This is a genomic window from Variovorax sp. J22R115, from assembly GCF_030317005.1.
Taxonomy (GTDB): Bacteria; Pseudomonadota; Gammaproteobacteria; order Burkholderiales; family Burkholderiaceae_C; genus Variovorax.
The window spans coordinates 1-23870 of the sequence record NZ_JASZYM010000006.1 but is presented as its reverse complement, the minus strand read 5'-3'; the positions used below and the strand labels follow the sequence as shown (position 1 = coordinate 23870).

Here is a 23870-nt window from a genome sequence, read left to right as displayed (position 1 = left end):
GGACACCCGCCATGGACATGGACCTGAACACAGACCTGGGGGAAGGCTTCGGCCCCTGGCGCATGGGCGACGACGAAGCCTTGCTGGGCATCGTCTCGTCGGCGAACGTCGCCTGCGGCTTCCACGCGGGCGACCCGCAGATCATGGACCGCACCGTGCGCACGGCGCTCGAGCGCGGCGTCGACGTCGGCGCGCATGTCGGCTTCCCGGACCTGGCCGGTTTCGGCCGCCGCCCCCTGCAGATGGACACGCGCGAGCTCGTGGCGGCCGTCATCTACCAGCTCGGTGCGCTGGCCGGCATCACACGCACCGCCGGGCACCGGATGACGCACATGAGCTTCCACGGCGCGCTCGGCAACATGGCGGCGGCGGATGCGGAATTCGCGGCGCCACTGGTGCGGGCGGTGGCGGACTTCGATGCGTCGCTGACGATCAGCTCCTCGGCGAGCCGGGCCATCGAGGATGCGGCCGAGCGCTGCGGGCTGCGCATCCGCACCACCTTCCTGGCCGACCGCGCCTGCGACGACAGCGGGCTGCTGATCCCGCGCAAGCTGCCGGGTTCGGTGATCCACGACCCTGAGCAGGTGCTGGCCCGTGTCCGGCAATTGCTGGAGGAGGGGACCGTCACCACCTACGGCGGCCACAAGATCCCGATGCGCGTGCATTCGATCCTGGTCCACGGCGACACGCCCGGCGCCTTGGCGCTCGCGCGCGGGGTGCGCGAGGTGGTCGAGGCGCACGGCCGCGTGGTCCCGATCTCGCGCCAGACCGCCTGAAGCGCACCCTCGAACAGGCACGGACATGGTGCTTACCCTGACCCGGCTCGCACCCTTCGAGGGCGACATAAGGGAGCCTTATCGCTCCACAGCCAATCCGTCTTGGCGCGCCGGACCTGCCGTCGATACAGTGAATTCAACGCGACCCGACAGCGCCTTCGACAGCGGTGAAACCGGGCGCCCTTCCACAGAAAGAAAGTGATCCCCATGCCCTTCTCCGACTACAAGACCGCCCTCGTGACAGGAGCCTCCTCCGGCATCGGCGCCGCCGTCGTCGAGCGCCTCTGCAAGGAAGGCCTGCAAGTCCATGCGCTGGCTCGCAGCGGCGACAAACTGAAGGACCTCGCCGCGCGCACGGGCTGCATCCCGCACGCGATCGACGTGAGCGACCTGGCTGGCGTGACCGCGCTCACGAAGGAGGTCGCCTTCGACGTGCTCGTGAACAACGCGGGCGTCGACCGGCCGGGCTCGATCCTGAAGGCCGACGCCGAAGGGATCGACCTCCTGGTGGACGTCAATCTGCGCGCCGTCCTGCATCTCTGCCGGCTCGTGGTCCCGGGCATGGTGACCCGCGACAACGGCCACGTCGTCAACATCAGCTCGATCGCCGCGGCCTACAACTTCGGCGGCAACAGCACCTACCACGCGACCAAGGCGGCCGTCAGCATGCTGTCGAGCCAACTGCGCGTGGACTGCTTCGGCAAGCGCGTGCGCGTGACCGAGATCTGCCCGGGCCGCGTCGCGACCGACATCTTCGCCCACGTCCACGGCGACTCCGAGGAGACGCGCAAGCGCTTCGTCGAGGGCTACGAGCTGCCCGAGGCCGCGGACATCGCCAATGCGATCGCCTTCGCCATCGCGGCGCCGATCGCGGTGAACATCGGCCACATGGAAATCACGCCCACCCTGCAGGTGCCCGGCGGCCTTTCCACCGCCAAGCCGGAGACGGTGCGGGCCTGAGCAGGCCGCCCGACCACACCGAGAGCACCCCATGAAGGACTTCGACCTCCTCGCGATCCTGCTGAAGCCCGACTTCGGCGCGATGCTGCTGCACGGGATGGCGCTGACCCTGAAGATCGCGGTCGGCTCCTGGCTGCTCGCGATGTCGATCGCCGTCGTGCTGCTCGTGGTCCGGCTCAGCGCCAACCCGGTGGCCGAGCGCGCCGTGGCGGCCTACGTGTCCTACCACCGCAACGTGCCGACGCTCGTGCAGCTGATGCTCTGGTACTTCGGCATCTTCAGCCTGCTGCCGGACGCGGTGCAGGCCTGGCTGTCGAACAACAACGCCGAGGCGCTGATCTCGATCGTGGCGCTGGGCCTGTGCCAGGCGGCGTACTTCAGCGAGGACATGCGCTCCGGCCTGCGCGCCATCCCGCCCGGGCAGTCCGAGGCAGCGCGTGCGCTCGGCCACGGCTACATCGGCGCGATGCGCCACGTGATGCTGCCCCAGGCCGTGCGCAACGCAGTGCCGGCCCTGGTGAACCACAGCGTGTCGCTGTTCAAGAACAGCAGTCTCGCGATGGCCATCGGCGTGGCGGAACTGACCCATGCGGTCAAGGAGATCGAGAGCCAAAGCTTCCGCACCTTCGAGGCCTACAGCCTCGCGACGGTGATGTACCTGCTCGTTTCCATGCTCATCATGGCGGTCGGCGCGGCCATATCGCGCCACTATCGCGTTGCCGCGGCGAGGTGAGACATGTTCGGCATCTTCGACATCCTGCGCGACAACTGGCTGCTGCTGCTGGTCGGCCAGTACCCGAGCGGACCGCTGGGCGGCATCGTCGCCACACTCATTCTCTCGGTGCTCGGCATCGTGCTGGCCTTCCCCGTGTCCGTGATGCTGGCGCTGGCGCGGCTGTCCCCGTGGCGTGCACTGCGTTTACCGGCCACCGTGCTCGTGTACATCGTGCGCGGCGTGCCGCTGCTGATGGTCATCCTGTGGGTGTACTTCCTCGTGCCGCTGCTGATCGGACGGGAGGTGTCGGGCTTCACGACGATGCTGTGCACGCTCGTGATCTACGAGGGCGCCTATCTGTCGGAAGTGGTCCGCGCCGGCATCCAGGCGCTCCCGAAGGGGCAGACCGAGGCGGCCCGCGCCCTGGGCCACAGCCACCTGGGCACCATGGCCTACGTGGTCCTGCCCCAGGCCCTCTACAACATGCTGCCGAGCATGCTGAGCCAGTTCATCTCCACCATCAAGGAGACCACGCTGGGCTACGTGATCAACGTGCAGGAACTCACCTTCGCCGCGAACCAGATCAACAACCAGCTGCTGACCAAGCCGTTCCAGGTGTTCTTCATCCTCGCGATGACCTACTACGTCGTCTGCTTCAGCCTGACCCAACTGGCGCAATGGCTCGAGCGGCGCATCGCCCACAAGCGGCTCGGCAGCGCGACACCGGCCATCTCGGACGACGGCCTGCCGCTGCCCCCGGTGGCGGCCAACCCCTGACACCGCGATGCGACGGTGAACGAAACCCACAACGGAGACAGAACCATGGACACCCTTGAGCAACCCGGCGCACGGCTGAAGAAGCCGCGCGAGGACGACACCATGATCCTGTTTTCCAACATCAACAAATGGTATGGCGCGTACCAGGCACTCACCGACGTCAACGCCGAGGTCCGGAAGGGCGAGGTGGTCGTGGTCTGCGGCCCTTCGGGCTCCGGCAAGTCGACCCTGATCCGCACCGTCAACCGGCTCGAGGAGATCAAGTCCGGGCAGCTGCTGTTCGATGGCCACGACATCCATGCGCCGATGAGCAGCCATGCGTTGAACAAGCTGCGCAGCCGCATCGGCTTCGTGTTCCAGAGCTTCAACCTGTTCCCGCACCTGTCCGTGCTCGACAACATCATGCTGTCCCCGGTGCGCGTGCTCGGTGTGAAGCGCAGCGATGCCAAGGCCCGGGCCGGCCAGCTGCTGGAGCGCGTGGGCCTGTCGAACAAGGCCAATTCCTATCCGGCGCAGCTGTCGGGCGGCCAGCAGCAGCGCGTCGCGATCGCCCGCGCCCTCGCGATGGAGCCCCCCGCGATGCTCTTCGACGAGCCCACCAGCGCGCTGGACCCCGAGATGGTCGGCGAGGTGCTCTCGGTCATGCGCAGTCTGGCCAACGAGGGCATGACCATGATGTGCGTCACCCACGAGATGAACTTCGCGCGCGAGGTGGCCGACCGCGTCTGGTTCATGGACGCCGGCCGCATCCTCGAAAAGGCCGACCCCGAGACCTTCTTCACCCGACCCCAGCATCCGCGTGCGCAACGGTTCCTGTCCGACCTGCGCGCGCACTGACCCGACCGACCCTTCCCGTTTTCTTCTCCATCCGATCGTCTTCCCAGGAGTTCTCCATGTCGAAAGCCAATGTGACTCGTCTCGCCGCCCTCGCCGCGGCCCTCTGCGCATGCCCGCTCGCGGCCCAGGCCGACCAGTGGAGCGACATCAGTGCGCGCAAGGAACTCAAGTGCGGCACCTTCGCCGACGTGCCACCCTTCGCGGCACCGGACCCCAAGACCCGCGAGATGGTGGGCCACGACGTCGACCTCTGCAACGCGATCGCGAAGGAACTGGGACTCACGGCCAAGGTCACACCGCTGTCGGTCGAGGCGCGTGTGCCCGAGGTCAAGCTCGGTCGCGTCGACGTGACCATCGCCAACCTGGCCTACACCAAGAGCCGCGGCGAGCAGATCCAGTTCAGCGACCCGTACTACGTCGCCAAGGAAATGCTGGCGGTGAAAGCCTCCGATCCAGGCACGACCAAGGCCGACTTCAAGGGCAAGCGCCTGAGCTCGACCAAGGGCTCGACCTCGGAGCTGTCGATCAAGATGAACGGCTCCGAACCCGTGACCTTCCAGGACACCGGGTCCGCCTTCATGGCCGTCCAGCAGAACAAGTCGATGGGCATGGTCGCCAACACCATGACGATCACCAAGCTGGTCAACCAGTCGAAGACCGAAGGCGTCGCGCTCAAGATGATCAAGGAGCCGATGGTCCTGCAGCCGATCGGCATCGGAATGAAGAAGGACGAACCGGCGTTGCTGGCCAAGGTGAACGAAGCGCTCTACGCGCTGGAGAAGAAGGGCGAACTCGACAAGCTGTGGAACAAGTGGCTCGGCCCGAACACCGAGTACAAGATGACGCGCGAGGAAAAAGTCACGCCACTGGCCGACCTGAAGTTCGAGCTGCTTCCCTGAGCGCCCGCCCGCTGGCCCGGCGCCGCTGGCGATGACGCCGGCCAAGCGGCCATGACTACGCCAAAGGTCTGATCCTCCTCCCGGAGGATGTGCAAATGCGACGGCATCGCTAGAGTCATCCTCGTGAACGCGAAGCGCAGACAGCGGGAGGCGCAGATGACATCGAATGCTCAAGCTCATGGCACCGGGTGGTCATGCCCAGGCCGCCCTGCATGGCGCGCGGGATGCGCGATCTTCGTGCTGGCACTCACCCCCTTGGCAGCGAGCGCCGAGCCCGGCGCGGAGCAGCAGCCTGCCGCATCGATGGACGATCTCAAGGGCGTCTACCTTGCCTGCGATCGCGCGGCGACGCACGCGGTGCTCGACGTCGCGGCCGCCACTTTCTGCTCGCGCTACGCCGAGGAACTGCTGCAGCGCGGCTTCGCGGGCGATTTCGACATGCTGCTCCGGTGGTGGCGCGAGGCGAAGGAAGCGGCCATGGCCAGGTACGGCGCGGAGCCTGCGAAAGGATCGGCGGAGACAGACCTGGCGGCGCAGACGCGCCGACGCTAGCGCCCGTCATCCATTCAGCCCCGCGATCGATGCCGCCCAAGTGCACGGCGCCCAGCAAGGCGGCGACGCTCTCGTCGTAGCGCGCGACGATCGCGCGGTAGCGTCAAGCGCGCCATCGCCGGCACCTGGGCCAATGCACCGCTTGACATGCAGGTATTTGCCTGCATATCATCCCTCCACGCACACACACAACGAATGGACGCTGACAAGGTTTTCAAGGCGCTGGGCGACCCGACACGCAGAAAGCTGCTGGACCGGCTGTACGAGAGGAACGGGCAGACGCTGGGCGAACTCTGCGAGCACCTGGACATGGCGCGGCAATCGGTCACCCAGCACATCGGGATCCTCGAGGCGGCCAATCTGGTGAGCACGGTCTGGCGTGGCCGGGAGAAGCTGCATTTCATCAACCCGGTGCCGCTGCACGAGGTGTACGAGCGGTGGGTGCGGAAATTCGAACGCCAGCGGCTCGGCCTGCTGCACGACCTGAAAAAGGAACTCGAAGGAGAGTAACAGTGAGCAAAGAGAAGACCTGCTTCGTCTATGTGACCTACATCCGCTCGACGCCGGAAAAGGTGTTCGAGGCCCTCACGAAACCGGAGATCGCGCGGCGCTACTGGGGCCACGAGAACGTCTCCGACTGGAAGCCCGGATCGACCTGGGAGCACGTGCGTGCCGACGAGCAGCGCACGGTCCAGGTGGTCGGCAAGGTCGTCGAGGTCGCGCCGCCGACGCGCCTGGTCATCACGTGGGCGAACGCCTCGCAGGCCGACGATCCGGCCAGCTACAGCCGCGTGAGCTTCGACGTCGCAGCGTACGAGGAGATGGTGCGGCTGACCGTCACCCACGACGAACTCGAGGCCGGCAGCGGGATGGCCAAGGGCATCCAGCAGGGCTGGCCGCTCGTGCTTTCCAGCCTGAAGTCCCTGCTGGAAACGGGGCAGGGCATGGATGTCTTCGCCAAGCCCCACGTGGCCTGATCTTTCGGCCTGAATCGGGAGTTGTTCATGACCCAGCCCTACACCGGCGGATGCGCGTGCGGCGCGATCCGCTACGCAACCCGGCACGCGCCCCTGTTCCAGAACCACTGCCAGTGCCGCGACTGCCAGCGACGCAGCGGCACCGGGCACGGCTCCTACCTGACCTTTCCCGCGCGCGCCGAGATGACGATCACCGGCGAGGCGACGCACTGGCAGGTCGCGGGTGACAGCGGCAACACGAAGGTCCACGCCTTCTGCCCGGTCTGCGGAACGCCGGTCTACCTGCGCTTCGTCGCGATGCCGGACCTGATCGCGGTCCCCGCGGGCAGCCTGGACGACCCGGACCGCTTCGTGCCACAGGTCCTCACCTACAGCGTCCGCGGGTTGGCCTGGGACGCCATCGATCCTTCGTTGCAGGCATTCGATCGGATGCCGTCCGGCTAGGGCCCGTCAACAGCGGTAGAGCGAATCGCGATGACCGTTGCCCATGCCTATCGCTTCCAGAAGGCCCACCAGGCGGCCCGCGGCCTGGCTGGAGCTCGCAGATCCGCACCCAGGGTCGACAACGCGCCTTGTCGGCGACGAAGCTCCCGCTCCAGCACATGCGCATGGCCGTTGGCTTCCTGCTCGCCCTGCAGTGCACGACGGCGCCACTCGGCGGCCTGTCGGGCCAGCTCTTCGTCGCTGAGGCTCTCGGGATCGGTTGGCATGCCAGCGATTGTGATGCAACCGTGAGCTTCCGAGGCCGGGACATACGCGGGGTGCCCCTAGCGCGGTGCCGCGAAAGCGAGGGGAATCGATGTCTGCTCGTCGTGGTGACTCACCTCCAGATTTCCGGCGGCCGTGCCATGCGGAACCACGAACAGCACCGTCCCCTCCTTGGCCGAGCGAGCGCGCACCAGTTCGTTGAGATCGCTCTCGGGCGCCGTGGGAACGCCATCGACCAGGAGCCGGAACGATCTGTCCCAGAAGTTGGTGTCGTAGGCATCGTTGTTCATCATGCGCAGCCGGATCCGCAATGCATCCTTCTCGGAGGTTTGCGGCGAGACCTCCGCCGAAAGCAGCGTGAAGGTCACCAGGCCGAGCTTGTAGTCGCGCATCGCGGGCAGTGTCACGGCGTGGCTCGTGCGGGTTGACGACGCCGGCGCCGCAGCCACGGCTGGAGCCTGCGACGATGAGGACGCGGGCGCAGTCACGCTCGGGGGTTGCGCGGGCGGCGGCGACCCGATCCAGCCCGCCTGCTTGAACGCCACCACCAGCCCCGCGATCGCGGTGATCGCCGCCGTCAGGCTGGTGATGATCCCCGGCAAGGTCTGCCACCAGGTTTTGGGTTTCTCTTCGTCTGCCATGAGGGATCCTTCCTCGTGATACCTATGGACCAGGCATTCTGATGCGGCGACCGGCGACTGTCACCCGCGCCCCGCGCATTGCCAAAGCTCGATGCCGACCCGCACAATGCGCCGGCCTCGCAACGCTGTTCCGATGGAGCCTGCGAAGTGGTCCATCCGGGCCTCGATCGCCACCGGCATTGTCAAAGGACGAATTCATGAATTCGCGCTACTTCACGTTGATCGTGTCGCTCCTGATGTCGGCCCTGCTGGGCGCCTGCGCGAATGCGCCCGGCTCGACACCCCGGGACTCGCTCGCTCGCATCGGGCAGACCCAGACCCTCAAGCTGGGTTATCGAGAGGACGCCAAGCCCTTCTCGTTCAAGGGCGCGGACGGCGCACCGACGGGCTATTCGGTCGAACTGTGCAAGCGCGTGGCCCACTCACTGCAATCGCAGCTCAAGCTTGCCAAGCTCGATGTCCAGTGGATCCCCGTGACCGCGACGACCCGCATGCGGGCCGTGAATGACGGCAGCGTCGATCTCGAATGCGGCACCACCTCACGCACGCTGAGCCGCGAACAGCAGGTCGACTTCAGCAACCCCATCTGGGTCGAAGGCGCCTCGTTCGTCGCGCTGGCATCCTCGCCCATCGGCCGCACGCTCGACCTCAACGGAAAGCGGGTCGGCGTGATCCGGGGCACCACGACCGAGCAGGTGCTCCAGGGCCTGTCCGCGCGCGGGATCGTGCCGGTCTTCGTGACGGTGCAGACCCACACCGACGGCATTGCCGCAGTGCGTGACGGTCGGGCCGATGCCTACGCCACCGACCGCCTGATCCTGGTCGGCGAGGTCACGGGTGGCCCGGCCGGTGCGACGCTGCGACTCAGTGATGACTATCTCTCGATGGAGACCTATTCGCTGATGATGCGGCGGGACCCGGACCTGCGGCTCGCCGTCAACCGTGCCCTGGCTGAAACCTACCGCAGCGGGGAGATCGTCAAGGTGTTCCGGCAGAGCTTCCCGGCGGGCACCGCGCCGTCGCCGTTGATCGAGGCCGTGTACGTGCTGAACGCATTGCCGGAATAGGGAGCGTGCGAAGTCCGGGCTTGTGTCCCGGTTTTTCCCCCGAACTTCCTGGATGCGCCTCAGGGCGTGACGCCATGACAGCCGGTCTGTCGATGCCGCGGCACGATGCGGCGACAATAGGCGCTTCAAGGCCAGGGGTGTCACGGTCGTGAATCCCCCGGGCGACCTGACGGGGCGTCCTGGCGCAACGTGGACCGCACGGCCCCGCACGGCCCCGCACGGCGCGAGGGGACGCCCTGGCCTTCGCCACCCGATCCAGCGGCCAAGCACGGCGCATGGCCGGTCCTCGTCGTGAGGCTCGGCCATCGTGGCGGGGCCCATCGCCGAGCTCTCCCCGAACTCCGGGCAATGGCCGGCATCATTTTTCAGCAACCAAGGCAATTCATCATGATCCCATCTTCCACCGCGACCCCGGCAGCGCCTGTCTCCGCGTTTCTCCCGGAAGCATCGAGCCGGACCCGGGCGCCCGCGGCGCCCCACGCGGCCGGGCGAGACCGACAACCCAGGGAGCCCCTGCCGCTTGCCAAGACGACCTTCCACGGAGCCAACCCGTGGGCCGCCCTGCACCTCGCCGCGGATGCCGCTGCGGACACGGTGCCCCGCACGCGGGCCAAGGCAGCGACCAAGGCCAAGAGGTCGCAAAGTAGCTCCTAGGTCGAAGGCCGCGGCCCGAGCCGGATCAGGACGTCTTCTTCCGCAGCAGCTGGCCGAGCCGTGTCCGCGGCGTGGTCGGCATCGCCCTCTTGCCGGCGCGGTAGGCATCGCGCTGCACCTGCAGCGCGGCGGCCAGCGCCGCGACGCTGGCGCTGTCATAGCGCCAGATGCCCGTGACCGCGAAATGGGCTGCCTTCGGCGTCACGCGGATGTCCTGGGCGCCGATGCTCTGCAGGATCTCCGACCGCGCCTTGGCCAGCAGGGCCTCGCGTCCGTCGAAGTCGGCGATCTCGCGGCTGAGCTCGATGCCGATCGTATGGATCGAGGGGTTTCGCTCGGCGATGAAGCTGACCACCTCCGCCAACACCAGTTTCGGCAGTGCACCGATCCGGAAGCCCTGAAAGTCGACCGTCATGAAGTTCTCGATCAGCACCTCGGTTCCGTCCGGACTGAGCGTCACCGACTGCACACGTCCGATCAAGGTCTGCCCATCGAACACGTCGACCGGGTCGCCCAGGACGTAGTTGCGGCCGTCCGGGCCGGTGAGGCGCAGTCCGTCCCCGGTCATTCGACGCGCAGTCCGAATCCGCGTCCCTCGCCGGCCCGGTCATGGCGCGCGATCGGGGCTTCGGCTGCGCTTCGGAGGTTCATCGTGGTGGTCATGCGCCGAGCTTAGCCGGCTCGGGCCGCCCGCCGTCCGGCCGGATCGAAGCGCGACCCGGCCCCGTGAAGCATTTCGCACTACGGCGACGTTTCGGCGACCGCTTCGGGCGGCGCCGTCACGCGAGGGCGTGCTCCGCGTCGATTCGCACGCCGGTGGTGGGGTCGAACATGTGCACCGCACCCGGCGTCGGCCGCACGTGGAGCACCTCGCCCGGCGCCACGCCCAGGCGCTCGTGGAACAGGGCGATCACCGGCGTCTCGCCCAGGCGCAGGCTGAGTTGCGTCTGCGACCCCAGCGGCTCGACCAGCAGCACCTGCGCTGGCACGCCTTCGCCCGCGCTGCAGATCTCGAAGTGCTCGGGCCGGATGCCGCAGATGGCCTCGCGTCCCGCACGAATCCGGGTTGCAGTCGGTGGCAGAGGCAGCACGACGCCGGTGGCCGCAAAGCCCTCTGGGGTGTAGCGGCCCGGGATGAAGTTCATCGCGGGCGAGCCGATGAAGCCGGCCACGAACTGGTTGGCAGGGCGGTCGAAGAGCTCGAGCGGCGAGCCGACCTGCTCGACCCGGCCCGCATGGAGCACGACGATGCGGTCGGCCATCGTCATCGCCTCGACCTGGTCGTGCGTGACATAGACCGTGGTGGTCTGGAGCCGCTGGTGCAGGCCCTTGATCTCGCCGCGCATGACGATGCGCAGCTTCGCATCCAGGTTGGACAGAGGCTCGTCGAACAGGAACACCTGCGGGTTGCGCACGATGGCGCGCCCCATGGCGACGCGCTGGCGCTGGCCGCCGGAGAGCTGGCGCGGATAGCGCTCGAGCAATGGCGCCAGCCCCAGGATGTCGGCCGCCCATCGCACGCGCTCGGCGATCTCCGATTTCGGCCGGCCGCGGTGCTCCAGCGAGAAGCCCATGTTCGCCGCCACCGTCATGTGCGGATAGAGCGCGTAGTTCTGGAACACCATCGCAATGTCGCGGTCCTTCGGGTCGAGCTCGGTCACGTCGCGCCCGCCGATGTGGATGCGGCCGTGCGTGACGGCTTCCAGCCCGGCGATCATGCGCAACAGCGTCGACTTGCCGCAGCCCGAGGGCCCGACCAGCGCCACGAACTCGCCGTCGTGGATGTGCAGGTCCAGCCCGTGGATCACCTGCACGGCGCCAAAGCGTTTCTGGATGCGGGAAAGTAGGACTTCAGCCATGAATGGGGTTCGGATGGGGTCGCTCAGCCCTTGAGCCCCGTGTGGGCCAGGCCTTCGACGAACTGCTTCTGCGCGAGCACGAAGACGATCAGTACCGGCAGCGCCGTCAGCGTGGCGGCGGCGAGCTGGATGTTCCACATCGGCCCGCCGTAGGCGTCGGTGTACTGCGTGAGCGCCTGCGGCAGCGTGAACTTGGACGGCGTCGACAGGAACACGATCGGCTCCAGGTACAGGTTCCAGCTGTGCAGGAAGGTGAAGATCGCCACCGACGCCAGGGCCGGGCGCGCCAGCGGCAGCGCGATGGTGCGGAAGATCTTGACGCGCCCGAGGCCGTCCACCCGCGCGGCTTCTTCCAGCTCCTGCGGCAGCGCGATGAAGAACTGGCGCATCACGAAGGTCGCGAACACGCTGGGCGCGCCGAAGACCGGAATCAGCACCAGCGGCCAGTGGGTGTTGACCCAGCCCAGCTTCAGGAACATCCGGAACAGCGGCACGATGGTCACCTCGGACGGGATCAGCAGCCCGGTCAGCACGACGAGGAACAAGGCATTGGCGCCAGGGAAACGGATGCGGGCGAAGGCATAGCCGGCCATCGACGAGATGGCGAGCGTGGCGGCCGTCACCACGGCGGCGATCCAGGCCGAGTTCCAGTACTGCTGCGCGAACGGCTGGATCGTGAACACCTGCCTGTAGGTGCTCCAATCCGGCTGCGCCGGAAAGAGCTGCGGCGGAAACACGAAGATGTCGCTGATCGGCTTGAGCGACGACGTCACCATCCACCAGGTCGGGAACACGAAGGGGATGAGCAGCACGCACAGCAGCCCGTACAGCGCGACCTTGCTGCGCGCGGAGATCTCACTGTTCATGGAAGACGAACTTCTTGCGCATCTGCCACTGGGCCAGGGTCAGCAGCGCCACGATCGCGAACAGCACGATCGCCAGGGTCGAGCCATAGCCGAAGCGATGGAACTGGAAGGTCTGCTGGTACAGGTAGTACACCAGCACCGTGGTCGACACCCCCGGCCCGCCTTGAGTCAGCACGACGATCTGTGCGAACACCTGCAGCGAGCCGACGATCGTGATGATCGAGGTCAGCAGGATCGTGGGACTGATGAGCGGGAGCGTGATGCGACGGAACTGCTTGAAGCGCGGCGCGCCGTCGATGCGCGCCGCCTCGTACAGCTCGCGCGGCACGCCTTGCAGCGCCGCCAGGAAGAGCACCATGTTGAGCCCCACGTTCTTGAACACCTGCACCACGATCACCGAGACCAACGCCGTGGTGGGTGTGCGCAGCCAGTTCGGCCCTTCGACGCCCAGCAGCCCGAGCATGCCGTTGATGCCGCCGTTGTGCTGCAGCAGGAAACCCCAGACGATGGTCCATGCCACCAGCGAGACCACCACGGGCGAGAAGAACAGTGTGCGGAACACCGTGATGCCCGCCAGCTTCTGGTTCAGGAGCACCGCCAGCAGCAAGGCGAGGCCCAGGTTCAGGACCACCAGCCCGCCCGAGAACAGCGCCGAGGCCAGCAGCACGCCGGGCAGTTGGGGGTCGCTCAGCAACTGCTCGTAGTTGCGGGTGCCGGTGAAGTTGAAGGTGTTGGCCAGGACGTTCCATTCGTGCAGCGAGTACCAGAACACCAGCACCAGTGGCACGAGCACGAACACGAACGTGCCCGCCAGTTGCGGTGCGACGAACAGCAAGCCCGCGACGCTGTCGCGCCGCGCGATCGTCCAGAACGGCCGCGGCGTGGTCGCGGGCAGCGCGGACGCGGGATCGGGTGGGCGGGCCATGGTGCGGCTCTGCGGGGCGTGAAGCACTTGCAGCGGCGCCTATTGCGCGAGCAGCGGGCCGATCTGGGCGCAGATCGCGCGCGTCGCCGCCGGGATGTCGGCCTTCGGTTGCCACACGGCATCGAGGCCGGAACGCACCATCTGCTGCAGGCGGGCGAAGTCCGTGTGCGCCGGCATCACCTTGCCGGTCGCGATGCCCGAGACCACGACCTTGTCGAGCTGGGCCGGCGAGAGCAGGGCGTTGGTCTTGCCGAGCACTTCGGCGTTGAGCAAGGACTTGCGCGCCGAGGGGAAGAACTGCGCCAGCTTGGCCGAATTCTCCGGGTTGGTCATGTAGCCGACGAAGGCCGTCGCCAGGGCCGCGTCCTTGCCCGCCTTCAGCACGCCGATGCCGGCCTGGCCGACGATCGCGTAGTCGCCCGTCGTGCCCCTGGGCAGCGGCACCAGGTCCCAGTCGAAGCGCTTGTCCTTGGGCAGCAGCGAGGCACGGCTGATCTGCGTGATCGTCATCGCGGCGTCACCCGCGAAGAAGTCGACGTTCTGGCCCGGTCCGGGGATCGCCTTCTTCACGAAGATCGCGTCGTGAATGAATCCCAGGGCATCGACCATGGGCTTGTCGGTGAAGGTGCAGCGCTTGCCATCGGCGCTCCAGGGCGACGCGCCCCACGCGTTCCACACCGAGGACAGGTACTGCCAGGCCTGGTAGTTGAAGTCGCGCACCACCAGGCCGCCCTTGCCGCCCTGCGCGACGGCCTGCGCCGTCGCGATCGCATTGGGCCAGGTCCATTGCCCGGCGGCGATGAGTTCCGCCGGGGTCTTGGCGCCGGCCTTGCGGACGAGGTCGTTGTTGACGAACACCGCGAAGGGCGAGGTCGAGAAGGGATAGGCGTAGAGCACGCCGTCCTTGGACCAGCGCTCGGTGGCCGACGGGGTGATCTCGCCCAGGCCGTAGCCCGGCGTGGCGGCCAGCGCCTTGGTGAGCGGCACGAGGGCGCCCGAGTTGACGAAGTCATAGGCGCTGGTCTCGAAGATCCAGGCCATGTCGGGGGCGTTGCCGCCGGCGATCTGCGTGGTCAGGGCGGTGGTGTAGTTCTCGAAAGGCAGCGACTCGAAGCTGACCGTGACCTCGGGGTGCTCCTTCTTGAAGCCCTCGGCGATGCCGTTGAAGAGCTTCAGGTGCGCCTCGTTGGCGCTCCAGATGGTCATGCGCAGCTTGGTCTCGGCCGAGGCGCCGGCCGCGAGGCCCAGCGACAGGGCCAGGCCCGCGGCGATGGCGCGGAGCGGGACGGACTTCTTGCGTTGGAACATGGCGGGTCTCCTTGGTCTTGTCGGTGATGCGGTCGGTGTCTCGGTCGCTGTCTCAATAGGCGCGCACGTCGGGCCAGCGCGTCTGCACGCCGGCGCGCGCGAGCAGCGCCTGGAAGTCGGCGAGTCGCTCGTCGTCGGCCTGCACCTGGTGCGGCGTGGCATCGGTGTCGAGGCAATGGGCGGCCAGCATCCCGGCCACTTCGCCCACGTTCCATTCCACCGGATGCAGCCGGTAGCAGCCGTTGGTGATGTGGGTGGTGGCCATGTTCTTGCCGCCGGCCAGCAGGTTCGTCATGCGGCGAGGCAGCAGGGCGCCGAGCGGAATCTCGAAGGGGCAGGACGGCACGTCGATGTAGTTGTCGCCGCCGGTGGAGGGATGCAGGTCGATGCGGTACATGCCCACGCCCACGCTGTCGCGGTAGCGCACGGCACCCTGGTCGCCGCGCACGGCATGCGACAGGTGCTGCTCGACGACGCGCGTCACGCCCAGGATGCGGCGACTCTCGCGGATGTAGGGCGCCATCGCCAGGCCGTGCGCCGTGCCCGTGACGTCGCCGCGCAGCCGCAGTCCCGCAAAGCCGGCGCCGCCGTCGGCACGCGGGGCCTCGGTCTGCAGCCAGTAGAAGACCGCACGCGACAGTTCGGCCGCCGACTGGAGGTGGCGCGCTTTCTCGTGCTCGGACACATCGAGGATCGAGCCCTCCATGTAGTCGATCATGGGCCAGTTCACCAGGCAGATGTCCGAGCCGTAGGCGCCCGGCGTGAAGTTGCGCCGCGCCGCGATGCGCCTGAACGTCCACAGGTTCTGGTCGCCGCCGCTCTTGCGCTGGTCGGCATCGACGCGCAACGGATCGTCATCCGGGTTGGGAGTGAAGGAGCGCTCGGTGATCTCCAGGGTGCGCGGATTCGGCGCCTTGAAGCCCAGCAGCGGACCGCCCCAGAAGTGCGGCTGGTAGGCGCGCCAGAAGTCATAGTTGCGCGGCTTGTCGATGGTCTGGTCGCCGTCGACGTGGTCGATCGCGAAGCAGATCGACACCGCCTGCACGTTGTGCGGCTGCGCGGTGGCCGGCGCGCTGGGCTCGCCCGTGTCGGATCGGCTTTCGAAGCCGGTCACATAGTCGCAGGCCGTCAGCGGCAGCAGGTCGCCGAGTTCGGTCGCGTCGATCACGAACGCGGCGGCCACCGTGATCTCGTCGCCGGTGTCGCGATGGCGCAGCGTCACCGCGCGCACCGTGTCGCCCGCGACGTCGGCCGCGACGGGGCGGCAGGGTTGCAGGACCGTCAGGCGGCCGGCGCCGCGATAGGGCGCCAGCATGGCTTCGAGCACCGCCAGCCCCACCCGCGGCTCGGCGCAGATGCGGCTGACCCAGCCCGCGCCCGGGTTGAGCTCGTCCCACGCGCGGCTGGCCGCGGTGAGCGGGTAGTGGTCGCGGTAGTAGCGTCGAATGCCGTCGCGCAGCGCGCGATAACGGCGCGTGACGCCGAACTGCTCGACCCAGCTGTGCTCGTCCGGCGGCACCGCCTGGCTCGTGAGCTGCCCGCCGATCCAGTCGTACTCCTCGCTCATCACCACCGTCCGGCCCGCCTCCAGCGCGCCCAGCGCCGCGGCCACGCCGCCCAGGCCGCCGCCGACCACCAGGATGTCCGTCTTCATTTCTCGCATGCTGTGTCGTTCCAGATGGATGAGTTCAGGGTGAGTTCAGGACGGCTTCGCGGGGCCGAGGGTTTCGCCGCGGATCGGCTCGCAGGGCAGCAGCACCTGTTGCACCGCTTGCGCCATGCCGCCTTCGACGCGGCGCACGAGCATCGCGGTGGCCTGGCGGCCCATCTCCTCGCGCGGCACCCCGAACGACGCGAAGCGCGTGCCGCTGCCTTCGGTGCGGATGTGCGAACCCAGCGCCACCACCGAACAATCGGCCGGCAGACCCAGCCCGCGCGCCTTGGCTGCGCGCTCGAGGCGCACCGCGTCGGCCAGTTCCACACAGAACGCCACCGTCGCGCCACTGGCGAGCAGCGCATCGAGCAGTTGGCCCTCGTCAGCCGGCGGCTCCGGCAATTGCAGCACCAGTTCGAGGTCGTCGCCCAGCGCGGCCGTGAAGCCCTTCCACCGATCCAGCGGCGATTCCGCGGGGCCCGTCGACCCGAGATAGGCCAGACGCTGATGCCCGAGTTCGCGGGCCTGCCGCACCAGCGCGCCGGTGGCCGTCGCGTAGTCGCCGCCCACGAAAGGCACGGACCCGCCCGCATCCTCGCGTCGGCCGATCGCGACGAAGGGATAGTCGCCCGCCACCAGCCGCGCGAGCTCGGTCCGATCGAAGGTCTTGCCCAGCACGATGCAGCCATCGGCGATGCGCAGACGGCTCTCCTCGGCAAAGATCTTGCGCTGCGCGCCTTCCCCTGCGCCGGTCAGCAGCAGCAGGTCGTAGCCCTGCGCCTGCGCCTCCTCCTCGATGCCGAACAGGAAGGGCAGGAAAAAGTCGGCGTGCGCGTTCGGAAACGCCGGCTCGTAGGTGAACACGGCCAGGATCCGGTTCGAACCCCGGGCCATGCGGCGGGCGATCGGATCGGGCACGTAACCGGTGGCGCGAATGATCTTCTGCACCCGCTCGCGCGTTTCCGACGGGATGCGCGCGAGCGCGTTCTCGGCGCCGTTGAGGACCAGGGACACCGTGGCCTGGCTCACGCCGGCGAGCTTGGCAATGTCTTGCTGGGTGAGGCGGCGGGCAGCGGGCATGGTTGCTGATGCGTATTACCAATTTGCTAATGCGCATTATTAGGAATTCATCACGGCATTGGCGCCGGCTGGAGGGGAGGGATTTCCCGCGGGCCACGGACTTGGCTCGACGACGCGGCTGCTTCGCCGATTAAACTAACGTACTACTCTGGATCCTCGGTCGACCCGGATCGCCCAGCGGGGCGCTCGCATGAGGAATTGCTTTTTCCAATACGAATTGACTGTTTTGCGTACGTCCCCCGGAACTCAGGTCTCATCCTTCATGGACACCGGCGAACTCGGCCTCGTCGCCGAGCCGCCGAGCGCGCACGCGTATCACTGGGGGGCTGAATTGCAGCCGGAGCCGGCGCAGCTGTCGCCCACGGACCTGCACCAGCGCCTGCTCGCCAACTGCAGGGATGAAATTCACTTCAGTTTCATGTGGCGTGTCGCCAGCGTTTCGGTTCCCTTGCTGCTGGCGATGTCGATCTGGGTGATTCTGAATCCGTGATCGGGAAGCTTCACAGGTGCTGAGGCGCTGGCCCACCTGGAACGGTCGATCGGCATGCTGCTTCGCGTCGTGCGCGAGCAGCTCAACCTCGAAGTGGTCTTCGTCGGCGAGTTGGTCGGTGGCGAGCGCGTGTTCCGCCCCATCTCGGCAAGGGCGCCACGGAGCCCGTGGTCAAGGTCGGGCAGTCGCACCCCCTGGACACGACGATCTGCCAGCGCATCATCGAGGGGCGCATGCCGCAACTGCTCAGGAGTGTCGCGCAGGAACGCGCGCGCTATGAACTGCCGGCGTACTGAGCGCGATGTGCGACGGCTCGAGATGATCTGTCACTCGATCCGCTGAACTGACCACGGCGCAGCCGCCGACCCTGTCGGTTCCCTCAAAGCGCCCCGCACAGGGCAAACGCATAGGCGGCATCGTCCGCGACCACGAAGCCGGGTTGCGCAGGAAGGCGGAGGTCCGCGCTGGACGCCGGCAGCGGCGCGGTGGATGGCTCGTTCGAGAAGCGCCTGAAAACGCCTTCGCGCTTCGAGCCGACGGCCATCGACTTCGAGGAGGACCTCACGGTGATGTCCTTGATGCGCTTCCTGTCGTGACGAACGATGGCCTGTCTGTCGCCGTCCACGACGCACAGCGTACCCCGCTCGGTCTCCAGGACATCGCGAAACTGATCCCACACCATCGGGACGGAGGGCTTGATGCCGGCGAGCTCGCACCCTGTGCGCTGCGCGAAGGCCGCGAGCTCCTGGGGCAGGTCGATCGGCACGCAGGAGACGAGTTGCCCGTTGTCGTCCGAGGGCGTCGAGAAGTAGAAGGCCGAAGAGGTCGCCTCCTGGTCAAACAACTGCTCGAAGCGCGCGCGGGCGTAGGCATCCCGCAGGCCCCGATCGATCAGGGCCGGCGACCACGGCAGCACGAAGTACTGCGTTTCGCCCGCACCGATGATCCATGTCAGCGCCCGACCGGCCGGGCCCTGCGCGATCCACGCGGCGAGCGCCTCCATGGCCCGGCCCCGATCACCAGCGTCGAAGTCGAAGTGCGCCTTGCGGGTGATCAGCGGTCGCAGCCACAGCCGCGTCACCTCGCAGGCGATCAAGGTGCCCGGCGCGAGATGCACGCGTATTTCTTCGCGACCAAGGAACGACGTCATGGGCATGGGTCCGTGCACTGATCAGGCGTTGCGGCAGGCCTCGTCACATGCCCATGCGAAGGCCGGCGAATCACCTCCACGGCATCGGAACGCTTGGCACGCAACGCAACGAGATTCATGCCTCGATTGGAGGCGAGGGCGCGCCACGGGATAACTAGCAATAGTGGTAGGTTGGCTGCGAAAACCGCATCACGCGCGACCGCTCTGTGACAAAGTACCGGCGAGCCTCTTTGGCATCGCATCGCCCAGCGGGCGTCGGAAGGCGAGCCAGAGGCCTGGAAAGGGATGGACAGGAACATCCGCCGGGCTCGCCGCCGACCGGCACGGTCGTCGACGCGGGGAGCCGCCGGGGATCAGTTCAGCAGCCCTGCCATGAGAGCCTGAACCACGGCGGCTGTCTTGTTCGCCGCCTTCATTTTTAGAACCGCGTTCTTGATATGAAAGTTGACCGTTGGAATCGAGATGGAAAGGATGTCGGCGATCTCCGCGGCGGTCTTGCCATCGGCACTCCACTTGAGCACCTCGATTTCACGCGGCGTCAGTGCGACGTCCGGGTGCACCACGTACTTGGGCTTGAGCAATCGCGACAGCGACAGATGCGCGGCCTGCACGAGCCAGCGCATTTCGCTTTCCTTCGACTCGAGTTCGCTCGCGGTCAGCGGTTCGCCCGAGCGCGACAAGGTCAGCATCCCGCCGACGCCAAAGCCGTCCAGGCTCGACTGCGCCCAGCCCACGCGCAGACCCTGCTCCCTGGCCTCGGCCCAGAACTGCTGGGTCGAGGTGAAGACATCGTCGGTCCAGAGCAGCGGGCGCTGGCTCAGACTGCCGTGCCGCACGCTCGGATCGATCGCGAGATAACCCGCCTTCTGGTACCTCTCCTGCCACGCCTTCGGGTAGTTGTTCAGCGTGATGACTTTCGGGTTCGACACCGGCACGGCGAGCCGGAGACCGTACGCGCAGTGCTCGAAGCCCAGTTCGCGCGCGGCGGCCAGCAACGCCTCGAAGACCACGTCTTCGCTCTCGGCCCGGTCAAGCGCCGTCAGCAGGTGTTCGTCGAACGCGCGCATGGGGGTGGGCTCGAATGCAGCTTGGACATCAGGTCCCTCGGTGGCTCGGAAACGGATCCCAGGGCGCGTGGCAGGGGTGCGAGATGCCACGCCGGTCTTTGGCCAGTCATCAATCTAGCCCAAACGCGCCACGGCCGGTGCGCTCTGCGAGGCCCGTGGCCTCGAAATCATGGCCGTCCGTGCGGTTCGCCGCAATTCGCCACTCGACGTTCGACCGCAGCCGCCGAATGGCCGGATCGGCGCGTGCAAGCTTCATCCGGCGCTGCGTGACCGCGATCGGTGCCACCACAGGAGCCATGAAAATGATCATACCCTTGTCAGACGGACTGCTTCGGATTCGGCAACCTGAGCTCGAGCACCTGCACCTGACCCACCTGGTCTCCGGGCTCGACGACGACTCGGGCAGCCCTGCCCACGCCTGTGGCGCGGGCATCGCGCTCTCAGGCTACACCGAGTGGGTCTGTCCGGCGCAGCCCCGACTGAGCCTCGGGTGGGACTGGCAGCTCGAAGGCACCGCGTCGCCACCCCGGATCCGCCGGCTCGGACTGCCGCGCACCAACGTCCTGCTGCTCGATCGCGACCGCGCGGCCTTGCCGTGGAACGAGAGCCTGCAGGTGCTCGCCAATTTCATCGACGGCCTCAACTGGAACACGCCGGCCTTTCGGGCGGTGTGCGAGCGCTACGCGGCGTGACCTCTCAGAAATGATAGTTTCGCCGCCGCCGCATGGCGGCTGAAATCTTCCCGACTTACAACCGGGAACAAGCAATGGCAATGGAAATATTGGCAGGACGGCCCGCCGAAATGGCACCGCGCATGCTCGAGGACGTCGCGCGATACCGCCACAAGGTGTTCGTCGAGACGCTGGGCTGGGATCTCCTCACCGAGGAAGGCCAGGAACGCGACCAGTTCGACCGCGAGGACACGCTGTACCTGGCCGCGCGCGATGACGGCCAGAGCATCGTCGGCACCGCGCGGCTGCTGCCGACCGATCGCCCCTATCTGCTGGGTGACGTCTTCCCCCAGTTGCTCGGCGGCATGCCGGTGCCCTGCGATCCTCGCATCTGGGAACTCTCGCGATTCGCCGCCGTGGACTTCGCGGCGGCCCAAGGCAATGCGCTGCACCAGTTCTCCTCGCCCGTGGCCGTCGCACTGCTCGAAGAAGCGCTGGCGATCGCGCGTCGCCACGGCGTCGAACGCATCATCACCGTCTCGCCGCTCGGGGTCGAGCGGCTGCTGCGCCGTGAAGGCTTTCGCGCCCATCGCGCGGGTCCCCCGATGATCGTCGGGGGCCACCCGATCTTCGCGTGCTGGATCGAGGTGAACGAGCGCGCCACCGTGAGTTGAACACGACCTGCGCTGAGGCCACGGGTCGCAACGCGGCTCTGCGCCCCGTGTTGAGAGTGCGCGGCGTGATGGCTTGATCGATCGTTCTTGACCGGCCCAGGACGCATCTCGCCGGCAGACCCGCTCGCGAGAAGAGTCGCCTGTCTGGAATGCTGGCCCAGGCAGGTCACTCATCGATCCAATAGAACCTGCCCGCACCTCCATCTTTGCCGCGCTGGCAAAGCTCCCCACTTTTGGGGATGTCCAGCCCCGCCAGAAGGTAACAAACTGCAATCCAACGAAGCTGAGCGGGATTTCAGAATGGAGTGGATGCACTGGTTGCTGGTCTTGACCGTCGTCGCTTGCGTCGGTGTCGTGTGGATTTTCATGATTCGGCCGATGCAGCATCGCGGATGGAAGTCGCTGAACGACCGAATGGCCGCGCAAGTCACACAGTCGGCGGAACTGCTGAGCGAGTGCGCTGGCAACGCCAAGGTCGGCGGACGCCTCTCCACGCTGCGCTGACGAGGAGCCGTCGGCCCGGTGGCTCGGCCAGCCGACCCAGCGGGGCGCAGCGCGGCCGACCGCCCTCGACAGCGCATCAGGCCGCTCCCGAGCGCTGCCGAAGCCACTGCGCAGCCACCGCCACGAACAAGTCGATGTTCTCTTCGACGGCGGCCAGCAGGTGCTGCCTCGCGGCCTCTTGCGCGATCCCATCGCTGGCAAGCCAGGCTTGCTGCGCCCTGTCATCGGCAGGCGGCTCGGAGGCGCCCCAGGCCTGCGCGTAAAGGGCGAGCGCCTCATCGGCTGGCAAGTCGCCGCCGAGGATCCCGACACTCGAGAGCAGACCTCGCCGATCGCCGAGTTCGATGAAGACCGTGATCTCGTCGCCCAGGTCGACCATGGAGGCGTCCAGGCCACCGCCGATCAGCACCTTGAGCAGATCCTCCGGCGCGGCCGTGCAAATCCAGTCGTCCGTCGCGCGGACCAGCTGTTCAACGAGTTCGTCTTCGGTCATGGTCTGGAACAAGGACTCCGCTCGAGTCGAATCGGCAGAGGTGCCGGAGGCCTTTGCCGGTGCGCTGAAGCAGCACGACCTGCTCCGGCCGGCCATTTTCCAGCAAGTGCCGAGATGGCACCACGTGTCGATCCGCGCGCCTCGCCGCATCGTCATCGCCGCGCGGAGGTCGGGGAAATCCGGGAGCGCGCGGCATGGGGTCTTGCTACCATGAACGCATGGCTTCCGTGCGCACTCTGGATGCTCTTTCCGCGGTCCTGGAGGAAAGCGGCCCCGCCGCGGCCCTGGCGTATCTCAACGAAGGCGTGCCGCACCGGTTCTCCGCGGTCTACCGATTCGCCGGGCCGCTGCTTCACAACGTCCTCCTGCACGACAAGGCTGGACGGATCCGGCCTGACTTTCTCGCCGTGGTCCCGTTCACTCGCAGCTTTTGCCAGTTCGTGGTGAAGGACGGTGCATTTCGCACCGACAACTCCGTCGCCGACCCTCGCCTCTTCGGGCACGCTTTGCGCGGGATCGTGATCTCCTATCACAGCGTGCCGGTGCTCGACGCCACCTCGGGACGCCTCTGGGGCACGCTGTCCCATTTCGACATGCGCAGCTTGCGGCTTCCAGATAGCGAGTTCGAGCTCCTCCGGAGTGCTGCCGCGTTGATGCATCGTCACCTGGCCGACGCCTGAGACACAACTGCATCCGAGACAACCATCCCAGCACAGGAGCGGCCCCGGTTGCGGCGCCCCTGTCGGCGCCGCGTTCCCGTTCATGCAACCTGGCACGCGCTCACCGGGGTCGAAACAGCGAGCGGCGCCGTCACCGCGACCGAGGATGGACGCATTGCGCAGCAGTCTTGTTTCGCGGCGCCATCCTTTCGTCCGTGCTTGAACGCGCGTTCCAGCAGCGTGCACGCCGGCGCTCGCTCCTCGAACCGGGCGTGGTCACTGCCATGGCGCTCGATGGATTCGCCAGGCAGTCGCGGCCATTGCGCGGCTGGTGGATCTAGGGGGCGCGCTGCCTGCGTCGGGGTCCACAGGCCTGCAGACACCATCAACGGCCCTCAGTCTCCTTGCTGAGGACAACCCCGTGACACGCCTGCAACTTCTCGGCTTGCAGTGCCGGGCCGACATCGACGCAACGCTCGCGCAACAGCGCCATGGCGTCGCCACCCTCACGCCGTACTCGCGCATGTCCACCAGGCGCTGATCGACGCCCCCCTGCATGCTTTCGGCAAGATAGAATCGTGGGCTGCGTGTGACGCAGGCGGCGATTCCTCGCCTGAAGGCGCGACAATCCGGTCGGATCGTCGACATGGCCTCGGTAGCAGGCGAGATCGTCGGCGTTCGCCACTTGCGAAGAGCTGCCCCGGCCGGCCATGGGGCAGACACTGTGACAGGCGGTCACCGCGTCATGGTCTGGCGTTTTTTTTCTGTTGCGACGTCAAAGCGTTGCCGGCGGCTCTAAAAACGTGGCATAATCGAAGGCTTCGCTGATCGCAGCGAGCAAGGCGCAAGACGGGAAGTGTTGAGCGCAGTTCGTTAAAAATATACAGCCGATAAGCGTGGGCGTTTG

Annotated in this window: 30 protein-coding genes; 17 read left to right on the top strand and 13 right to left on the bottom strand. The window is 67.1% G+C overall.

Annotation, left to right across the window (positions count from 1 at the left end; all coding sequences use genetic code 11):
* Window positions 1–11 precede the first annotated feature (11 nt).
* From QTI04_RS11715 to QTI04_RS11670, 10 genes are all read left to right on the top strand, one after another.
* Window positions 12–776, top strand: a complete 765-nt coding sequence (locus tag QTI04_RS11715; protein WP_286615775.1) for a LamB/YcsF family protein — start codon at window positions 12–14, stop codon at window positions 774–776.
* 207 nt (window positions 777–983) lie between these two features.
* Entirely contained in the window at window positions 984–1736 is a 753-nt protein-coding gene (locus QTI04_RS11710) for an SDR family oxidoreductase (protein ID WP_286615773.1), read from the top strand.
* A 31-nt stretch (window positions 1737–1767) separates the two neighbouring features.
* The gene (locus tag QTI04_RS11705; protein ID WP_286605695.1) at window positions 1768–2469 is read left to right on the top strand and encodes an amino acid ABC transporter permease; all 702 of its coding nucleotides are present in this window, start codon (window positions 1768–1770) and stop codon (window positions 2467–2469) included.
* Window positions 2470–2472: 3 nt separating this feature from the next.
* The gene (locus tag QTI04_RS11700) at window positions 2473–3228 is read left to right on the top strand and encodes an amino acid ABC transporter permease (protein WP_286615771.1); all 756 of its coding nucleotides are present in this window, start codon (window positions 2473–2475) and stop codon (window positions 3226–3228) included.
* A gap of 102 nt (window positions 3229–3330) precedes the next feature.
* On the top strand, window positions 3331–4065 hold the full coding sequence (locus tag QTI04_RS11695) for an amino acid ABC transporter ATP-binding protein (protein ID WP_286616110.1): 735 nt from the start codon (window positions 3331–3333) through the stop codon (window positions 4063–4065).
* A gap of 56 nt (window positions 4066–4121) precedes the next feature.
* A complete protein-coding gene (locus QTI04_RS11690) occupies window positions 4122–4964 on the top strand; it encodes an ABC transporter substrate-binding protein (protein WP_286605692.1) in 843 nt (280 codons plus the stop codon).
* Window positions 4965–5201: 237 nt separating this feature from the next.
* Window positions 5202–5516 carry a hypothetical protein gene (locus QTI04_RS11685; RefSeq protein ID WP_286615770.1) on the top strand — a complete coding sequence of 105 codons (315 nt, stop codon included), beginning with the start codon at window positions 5202–5204 and terminating at the stop codon, window positions 5514–5516.
* A gap of 195 nt (window positions 5517–5711) precedes the next feature.
* Entirely contained in the window at window positions 5712–6026 is a 315-nt protein-coding gene (locus QTI04_RS11680) for a helix-turn-helix transcriptional regulator (RefSeq protein WP_286615768.1), read from the top strand.
* 2 nt (window positions 6027–6028) lie between these two features.
* Window positions 6029–6493, top strand: coding sequence for an SRPBCC domain-containing protein (locus QTI04_RS11675; RefSeq protein WP_286615767.1), 465 nt, complete (start codon window positions 6029–6031; stop codon window positions 6491–6493).
* Between the two features lie 27 nt (window positions 6494–6520).
* Window positions 6521–6937, top strand: a complete 417-nt coding sequence (locus QTI04_RS11670) for a GFA family protein (RefSeq protein WP_286605684.1) — start codon at window positions 6521–6523, stop codon at window positions 6935–6937.
* A 47-nt stretch (window positions 6938–6984) separates the two neighbouring features.
* Here the strand turns inward: QTI04_RS11670 and QTI04_RS11665 are convergent, their stop codons facing one another.
* Together QTI04_RS11665 and QTI04_RS11660 are read right to left on the bottom strand one after the other, a co-directional pair.
* Window positions 6985–7203, bottom strand: a complete 219-nt coding sequence (locus tag QTI04_RS11665) for a hypothetical protein (protein ID WP_286605682.1) — start codon at window positions 7201–7203, stop codon at window positions 6985–6987.
* Between the two features lie 57 nt (window positions 7204–7260).
* Complete coding sequence (locus QTI04_RS11660) at window positions 7261–7842, bottom strand: hypothetical protein (protein WP_286615766.1); 582 nt, start codon at window positions 7840–7842, stop codon at window positions 7261–7263.
* A gap of 197 nt (window positions 7843–8039) precedes the next feature.
* On the opposite strand from QTI04_RS11660, the gene QTI04_RS11655 reads away from it, so the two are divergent.
* Window positions 8040–8909, top strand: coding sequence for an amino acid ABC transporter substrate-binding protein (locus QTI04_RS11655; RefSeq protein ID WP_286615765.1), 870 nt, complete (start codon window positions 8040–8042; stop codon window positions 8907–8909).
* Window positions 8910–9588: 679 nt separating this feature from the next.
* Here the strand turns inward: QTI04_RS11655 and QTI04_RS11650 are convergent.
* From QTI04_RS11650 to QTI04_RS11620, 7 genes are all read right to left on the bottom strand, one after another.
* The gene (locus tag QTI04_RS11650) at window positions 9589–10131 is read right to left on the bottom strand and encodes a hypothetical protein (protein WP_286605677.1); all 543 of its coding nucleotides are present in this window, start codon (window positions 10129–10131) and stop codon (window positions 9589–9591) included.
* Window positions 10132–10342: 211 nt separating this feature from the next.
* Window positions 10343–11422, bottom strand: a complete 1080-nt coding sequence (locus QTI04_RS11645; protein ID WP_286615764.1) for an ABC transporter ATP-binding protein — start codon at window positions 11420–11422, stop codon at window positions 10343–10345.
* A gap of 23 nt (window positions 11423–11445) precedes the next feature.
* A complete protein-coding gene (locus QTI04_RS11640) occupies window positions 11446–12288 on the bottom strand; it encodes a carbohydrate ABC transporter permease (RefSeq protein WP_286615763.1) in 843 nt (280 codons plus the stop codon).
* Complete coding sequence (locus tag QTI04_RS11635; protein ID WP_286615762.1) at window positions 12278–13213, bottom strand: carbohydrate ABC transporter permease; 936 nt, start codon at window positions 13211–13213, stop codon at window positions 12278–12280. The genes QTI04_RS11640 and QTI04_RS11635 overlap by 11 nt, the downstream gene beginning before the upstream one ends.
* 39 nt (window positions 13214–13252) lie before the next feature.
* Complete coding sequence (locus QTI04_RS11630; protein WP_286615761.1) at window positions 13253–14521, bottom strand: sugar ABC transporter substrate-binding protein; 1269 nt, start codon at window positions 14519–14521, stop codon at window positions 13253–13255.
* 52 nt (window positions 14522–14573) lie between these two features.
* Window positions 14574–16175: an FAD-dependent oxidoreductase gene (locus QTI04_RS11625; protein WP_286615760.1), complete on the bottom strand. Its 1602-nt coding sequence runs from the start codon at window positions 16173–16175 to the stop codon at window positions 14574–14576.
* A gap of 45 nt (window positions 16176–16220) precedes the next feature.
* On the bottom strand, window positions 16221–17255 hold the full coding sequence (locus QTI04_RS11620; protein WP_286615759.1) for a LacI family DNA-binding transcriptional regulator: 1035 nt from the start codon (window positions 17253–17255) through the stop codon (window positions 16221–16223).
* Between the two features lie 262 nt (window positions 17256–17517).
* On the opposite strand from QTI04_RS11620, the gene QTI04_RS11615 reads away from it, so the two are divergent.
* Entirely contained in the window at window positions 17518–17745 is a 228-nt protein-coding gene (locus QTI04_RS11615; protein WP_286615757.1) for a hypothetical protein, read from the top strand.
* Window positions 17746–17912: 167 nt separating this feature from the next.
* Window positions 17913–18041 (top strand): hypothetical protein, encoded by a 129-nt coding sequence (locus QTI04_RS11610; protein ID WP_286615756.1) that lies wholly within the window; start codon window positions 17913–17915, stop codon window positions 18039–18041.
* 83 nt (window positions 18042–18124) lie between these two features.
* Here QTI04_RS11610 and QTI04_RS11605 read toward each other — a convergent pair whose 3' ends face one another.
* The 3 genes from QTI04_RS11605 to QTI04_RS11595 form a co-directional block, all read right to left on the bottom strand.
* On the bottom strand, window positions 18125–18895 hold the full coding sequence (locus QTI04_RS11605) for a hypothetical protein (protein WP_286615754.1): 771 nt from the start codon (window positions 18893–18895) through the stop codon (window positions 18125–18127).
* A gap of 353 nt (window positions 18896–19248) precedes the next feature.
* A complete protein-coding gene (locus QTI04_RS11600) occupies window positions 19249–19962 on the bottom strand; it encodes an autoinducer binding domain-containing protein (RefSeq protein WP_286605666.1) in 714 nt (237 codons plus the stop codon).
* 109 nt (window positions 19963–20071) lie between these two features.
* A complete protein-coding gene (locus QTI04_RS11595; RefSeq protein WP_286615752.1) occupies window positions 20072–20272 on the bottom strand; it encodes a hypothetical protein in 201 nt (66 codons plus the stop codon).
* Here QTI04_RS11595 and QTI04_RS11590 point away from each other — a divergent pair.
* The 3 genes from QTI04_RS11590 to QTI04_RS11580 all read left to right on the top strand — a co-directional run bounded on the left by QTI04_RS11590 (window position 20265) and on the right by QTI04_RS11580 (window position 21811).
* Complete coding sequence (locus QTI04_RS11590; protein WP_286615750.1) at window positions 20265–20654, top strand: DUF4902 domain-containing protein; 390 nt, start codon at window positions 20265–20267, stop codon at window positions 20652–20654. The two genes, QTI04_RS11595 and QTI04_RS11590, sit on opposite strands and share 8 nt — an antisense overlap.
* Before the next feature lie 80 nt (window positions 20655–20734).
* Complete coding sequence (locus QTI04_RS11585) at window positions 20735–21307, top strand: acyl-homoserine-lactone synthase (protein WP_286605660.1); 573 nt, start codon at window positions 20735–20737, stop codon at window positions 21305–21307.
* A 309-nt stretch (window positions 21308–21616) separates the two neighbouring features.
* Window positions 21617–21811 carry a hypothetical protein gene (locus QTI04_RS11580; protein WP_286615749.1) on the top strand — a complete coding sequence of 65 codons (195 nt, stop codon included), beginning with the start codon at window positions 21617–21619 and terminating at the stop codon, window positions 21809–21811.
* A gap of 76 nt (window positions 21812–21887) precedes the next feature.
* Here the strand turns inward: QTI04_RS11580 and QTI04_RS11575 are convergent, their stop codons facing one another.
* Window positions 21888–22316, bottom strand: coding sequence for a hypothetical protein (locus QTI04_RS11575; RefSeq protein WP_286615747.1), 429 nt, complete (start codon window positions 22314–22316; stop codon window positions 21888–21890).
* Between the two features lie 206 nt (window positions 22317–22522).
* Between QTI04_RS11575 and QTI04_RS11570 the strand changes: the two genes are divergently transcribed.
* The gene (locus tag QTI04_RS11570) at window positions 22523–22984 is read left to right on the top strand and encodes a guanylate cyclase (protein WP_286615745.1); all 462 of its coding nucleotides are present in this window, start codon (window positions 22523–22525) and stop codon (window positions 22982–22984) included.
* Window positions 22985–23870 lie beyond the last annotated feature (886 nt).

Bases quoted from the DNA above. Each gene is read 5' to 3' on its own strand.
- QTI04_RS11645 (WP_286615764.1), bottom strand. From the start codon at position 11,422: ATGGCTGAAGTCCTACTTTCCCGCATCCAGAAACGCTTTGGCGCCGTG.
- QTI04_RS11650 (WP_286605677.1), bottom strand. From the start codon at position 10,131: ATGACCGGGGACGGACTGCGCCTCACCGGCCCGGACGGCCGCAACTAC.
- QTI04_RS11615 (WP_286615757.1), top strand. From the start codon at position 17,518: ATGGACACCGGCGAACTCGGCCTCGTCGCCGAGCCGCCGAGCGCGCAC.
- QTI04_RS11580 (WP_286615749.1), top strand. From the start codon at position 21,617: ATGCACTGGTTGCTGGTCTTGACCGTCGTCGCTTGCGTCGGTGTCGTG.
- QTI04_RS11570 (WP_286615745.1), top strand. From the start codon at position 22,523: ATGGCTTCCGTGCGCACTCTGGATGCTCTTTCCGCGGTCCTGGAGGAA.
- QTI04_RS11640 (WP_286615763.1), bottom strand. From the start codon at position 12,288: ATGAACAGTGAGATCTCCGCGCGCAGCAAGGTCGCGCTGTACGGGCTG.
- QTI04_RS11630 (WP_286615761.1), bottom strand. From the start codon at position 14,521: ATGTTCCAACGCAAGAAGTCCGTCCCGCTCCGCGCCATCGCCGCGGGC.
- QTI04_RS11655 (WP_286615765.1), top strand. From the start codon at position 8,040: ATGAATTCGCGCTACTTCACGTTGATCGTGTCGCTCCTGATGTCGGCC.
- QTI04_RS11680 (WP_286615768.1), top strand. From the start codon at position 5,712: ATGGACGCTGACAAGGTTTTCAAGGCGCTGGGCGACCCGACACGCAGA.
- QTI04_RS11710 (WP_286615773.1), top strand. From the start codon at position 984: ATGCCCTTCTCCGACTACAAGACCGCCCTCGTGACAGGAGCCTCCTCC.
- QTI04_RS11620 (WP_286615759.1), bottom strand. From the start codon at position 17,255: ATGCCCGCTGCCCGCCGCCTCACCCAGCAAGACATTGCCAAGCTCGCC.
- QTI04_RS11665 (WP_286605682.1), bottom strand. From the start codon at position 7,203: ATGCCAACCGATCCCGAGAGCCTCAGCGACGAAGAGCTGGCCCGACAG.
- QTI04_RS11695 (WP_286616110.1), top strand. From the start codon at position 3,331: ATGATCCTGTTTTCCAACATCAACAAATGGTATGGCGCGTACCAGGCA.
- QTI04_RS11625 (WP_286615760.1), bottom strand. From the start codon at position 16,175: ATGAAGACGGACATCCTGGTGGTCGGCGGCGGCCTGGGCGGCGTGGCC.
- QTI04_RS11700 (WP_286615771.1), top strand. From the start codon at position 2,473: ATGTTCGGCATCTTCGACATCCTGCGCGACAACTGGCTGCTGCTGCTG.
- QTI04_RS11585 (WP_286605660.1), top strand. From the start codon at position 20,735: ATGGAAATATTGGCAGGACGGCCCGCCGAAATGGCACCGCGCATGCTC.
- QTI04_RS11690 (WP_286605692.1), top strand. From the start codon at position 4,122: ATGTCGAAAGCCAATGTGACTCGTCTCGCCGCCCTCGCCGCGGCCCTC.
- QTI04_RS11605 (WP_286615754.1), bottom strand. From the start codon at position 18,895: ATGACGTCGTTCCTTGGTCGCGAAGAAATACGCGTGCATCTCGCGCCG.
- QTI04_RS11595 (WP_286615752.1), bottom strand. From the start codon at position 20,272: ATGATCATTTTCATGGCTCCTGTGGTGGCACCGATCGCGGTCACGCAG.
- QTI04_RS11670 (WP_286605684.1), top strand. From the start codon at position 6,521: ATGACCCAGCCCTACACCGGCGGATGCGCGTGCGGCGCGATCCGCTAC.
- QTI04_RS11635 (WP_286615762.1), bottom strand. From the start codon at position 13,213: ATGGCCCGCCCACCCGATCCCGCGTCCGCGCTGCCCGCGACCACGCCG.
- QTI04_RS11715 (WP_286615775.1), top strand. From the start codon at position 12: ATGGACATGGACCTGAACACAGACCTGGGGGAAGGCTTCGGCCCCTGG.
- QTI04_RS11590 (WP_286615750.1), top strand. From the start codon at position 20,265: ATGATCATACCCTTGTCAGACGGACTGCTTCGGATTCGGCAACCTGAG.
- QTI04_RS11600 (WP_286605666.1), bottom strand. From the start codon at position 19,962: ATGCGCGCGTTCGACGAACACCTGCTGACGGCGCTTGACCGGGCCGAG.
- QTI04_RS11660 (WP_286615766.1), bottom strand. From the start codon at position 7,842: ATGGCAGACGAAGAGAAACCCAAAACCTGGTGGCAGACCTTGCCGGGG.
- QTI04_RS11705 (WP_286605695.1), top strand. From the start codon at position 1,768: ATGAAGGACTTCGACCTCCTCGCGATCCTGCTGAAGCCCGACTTCGGC.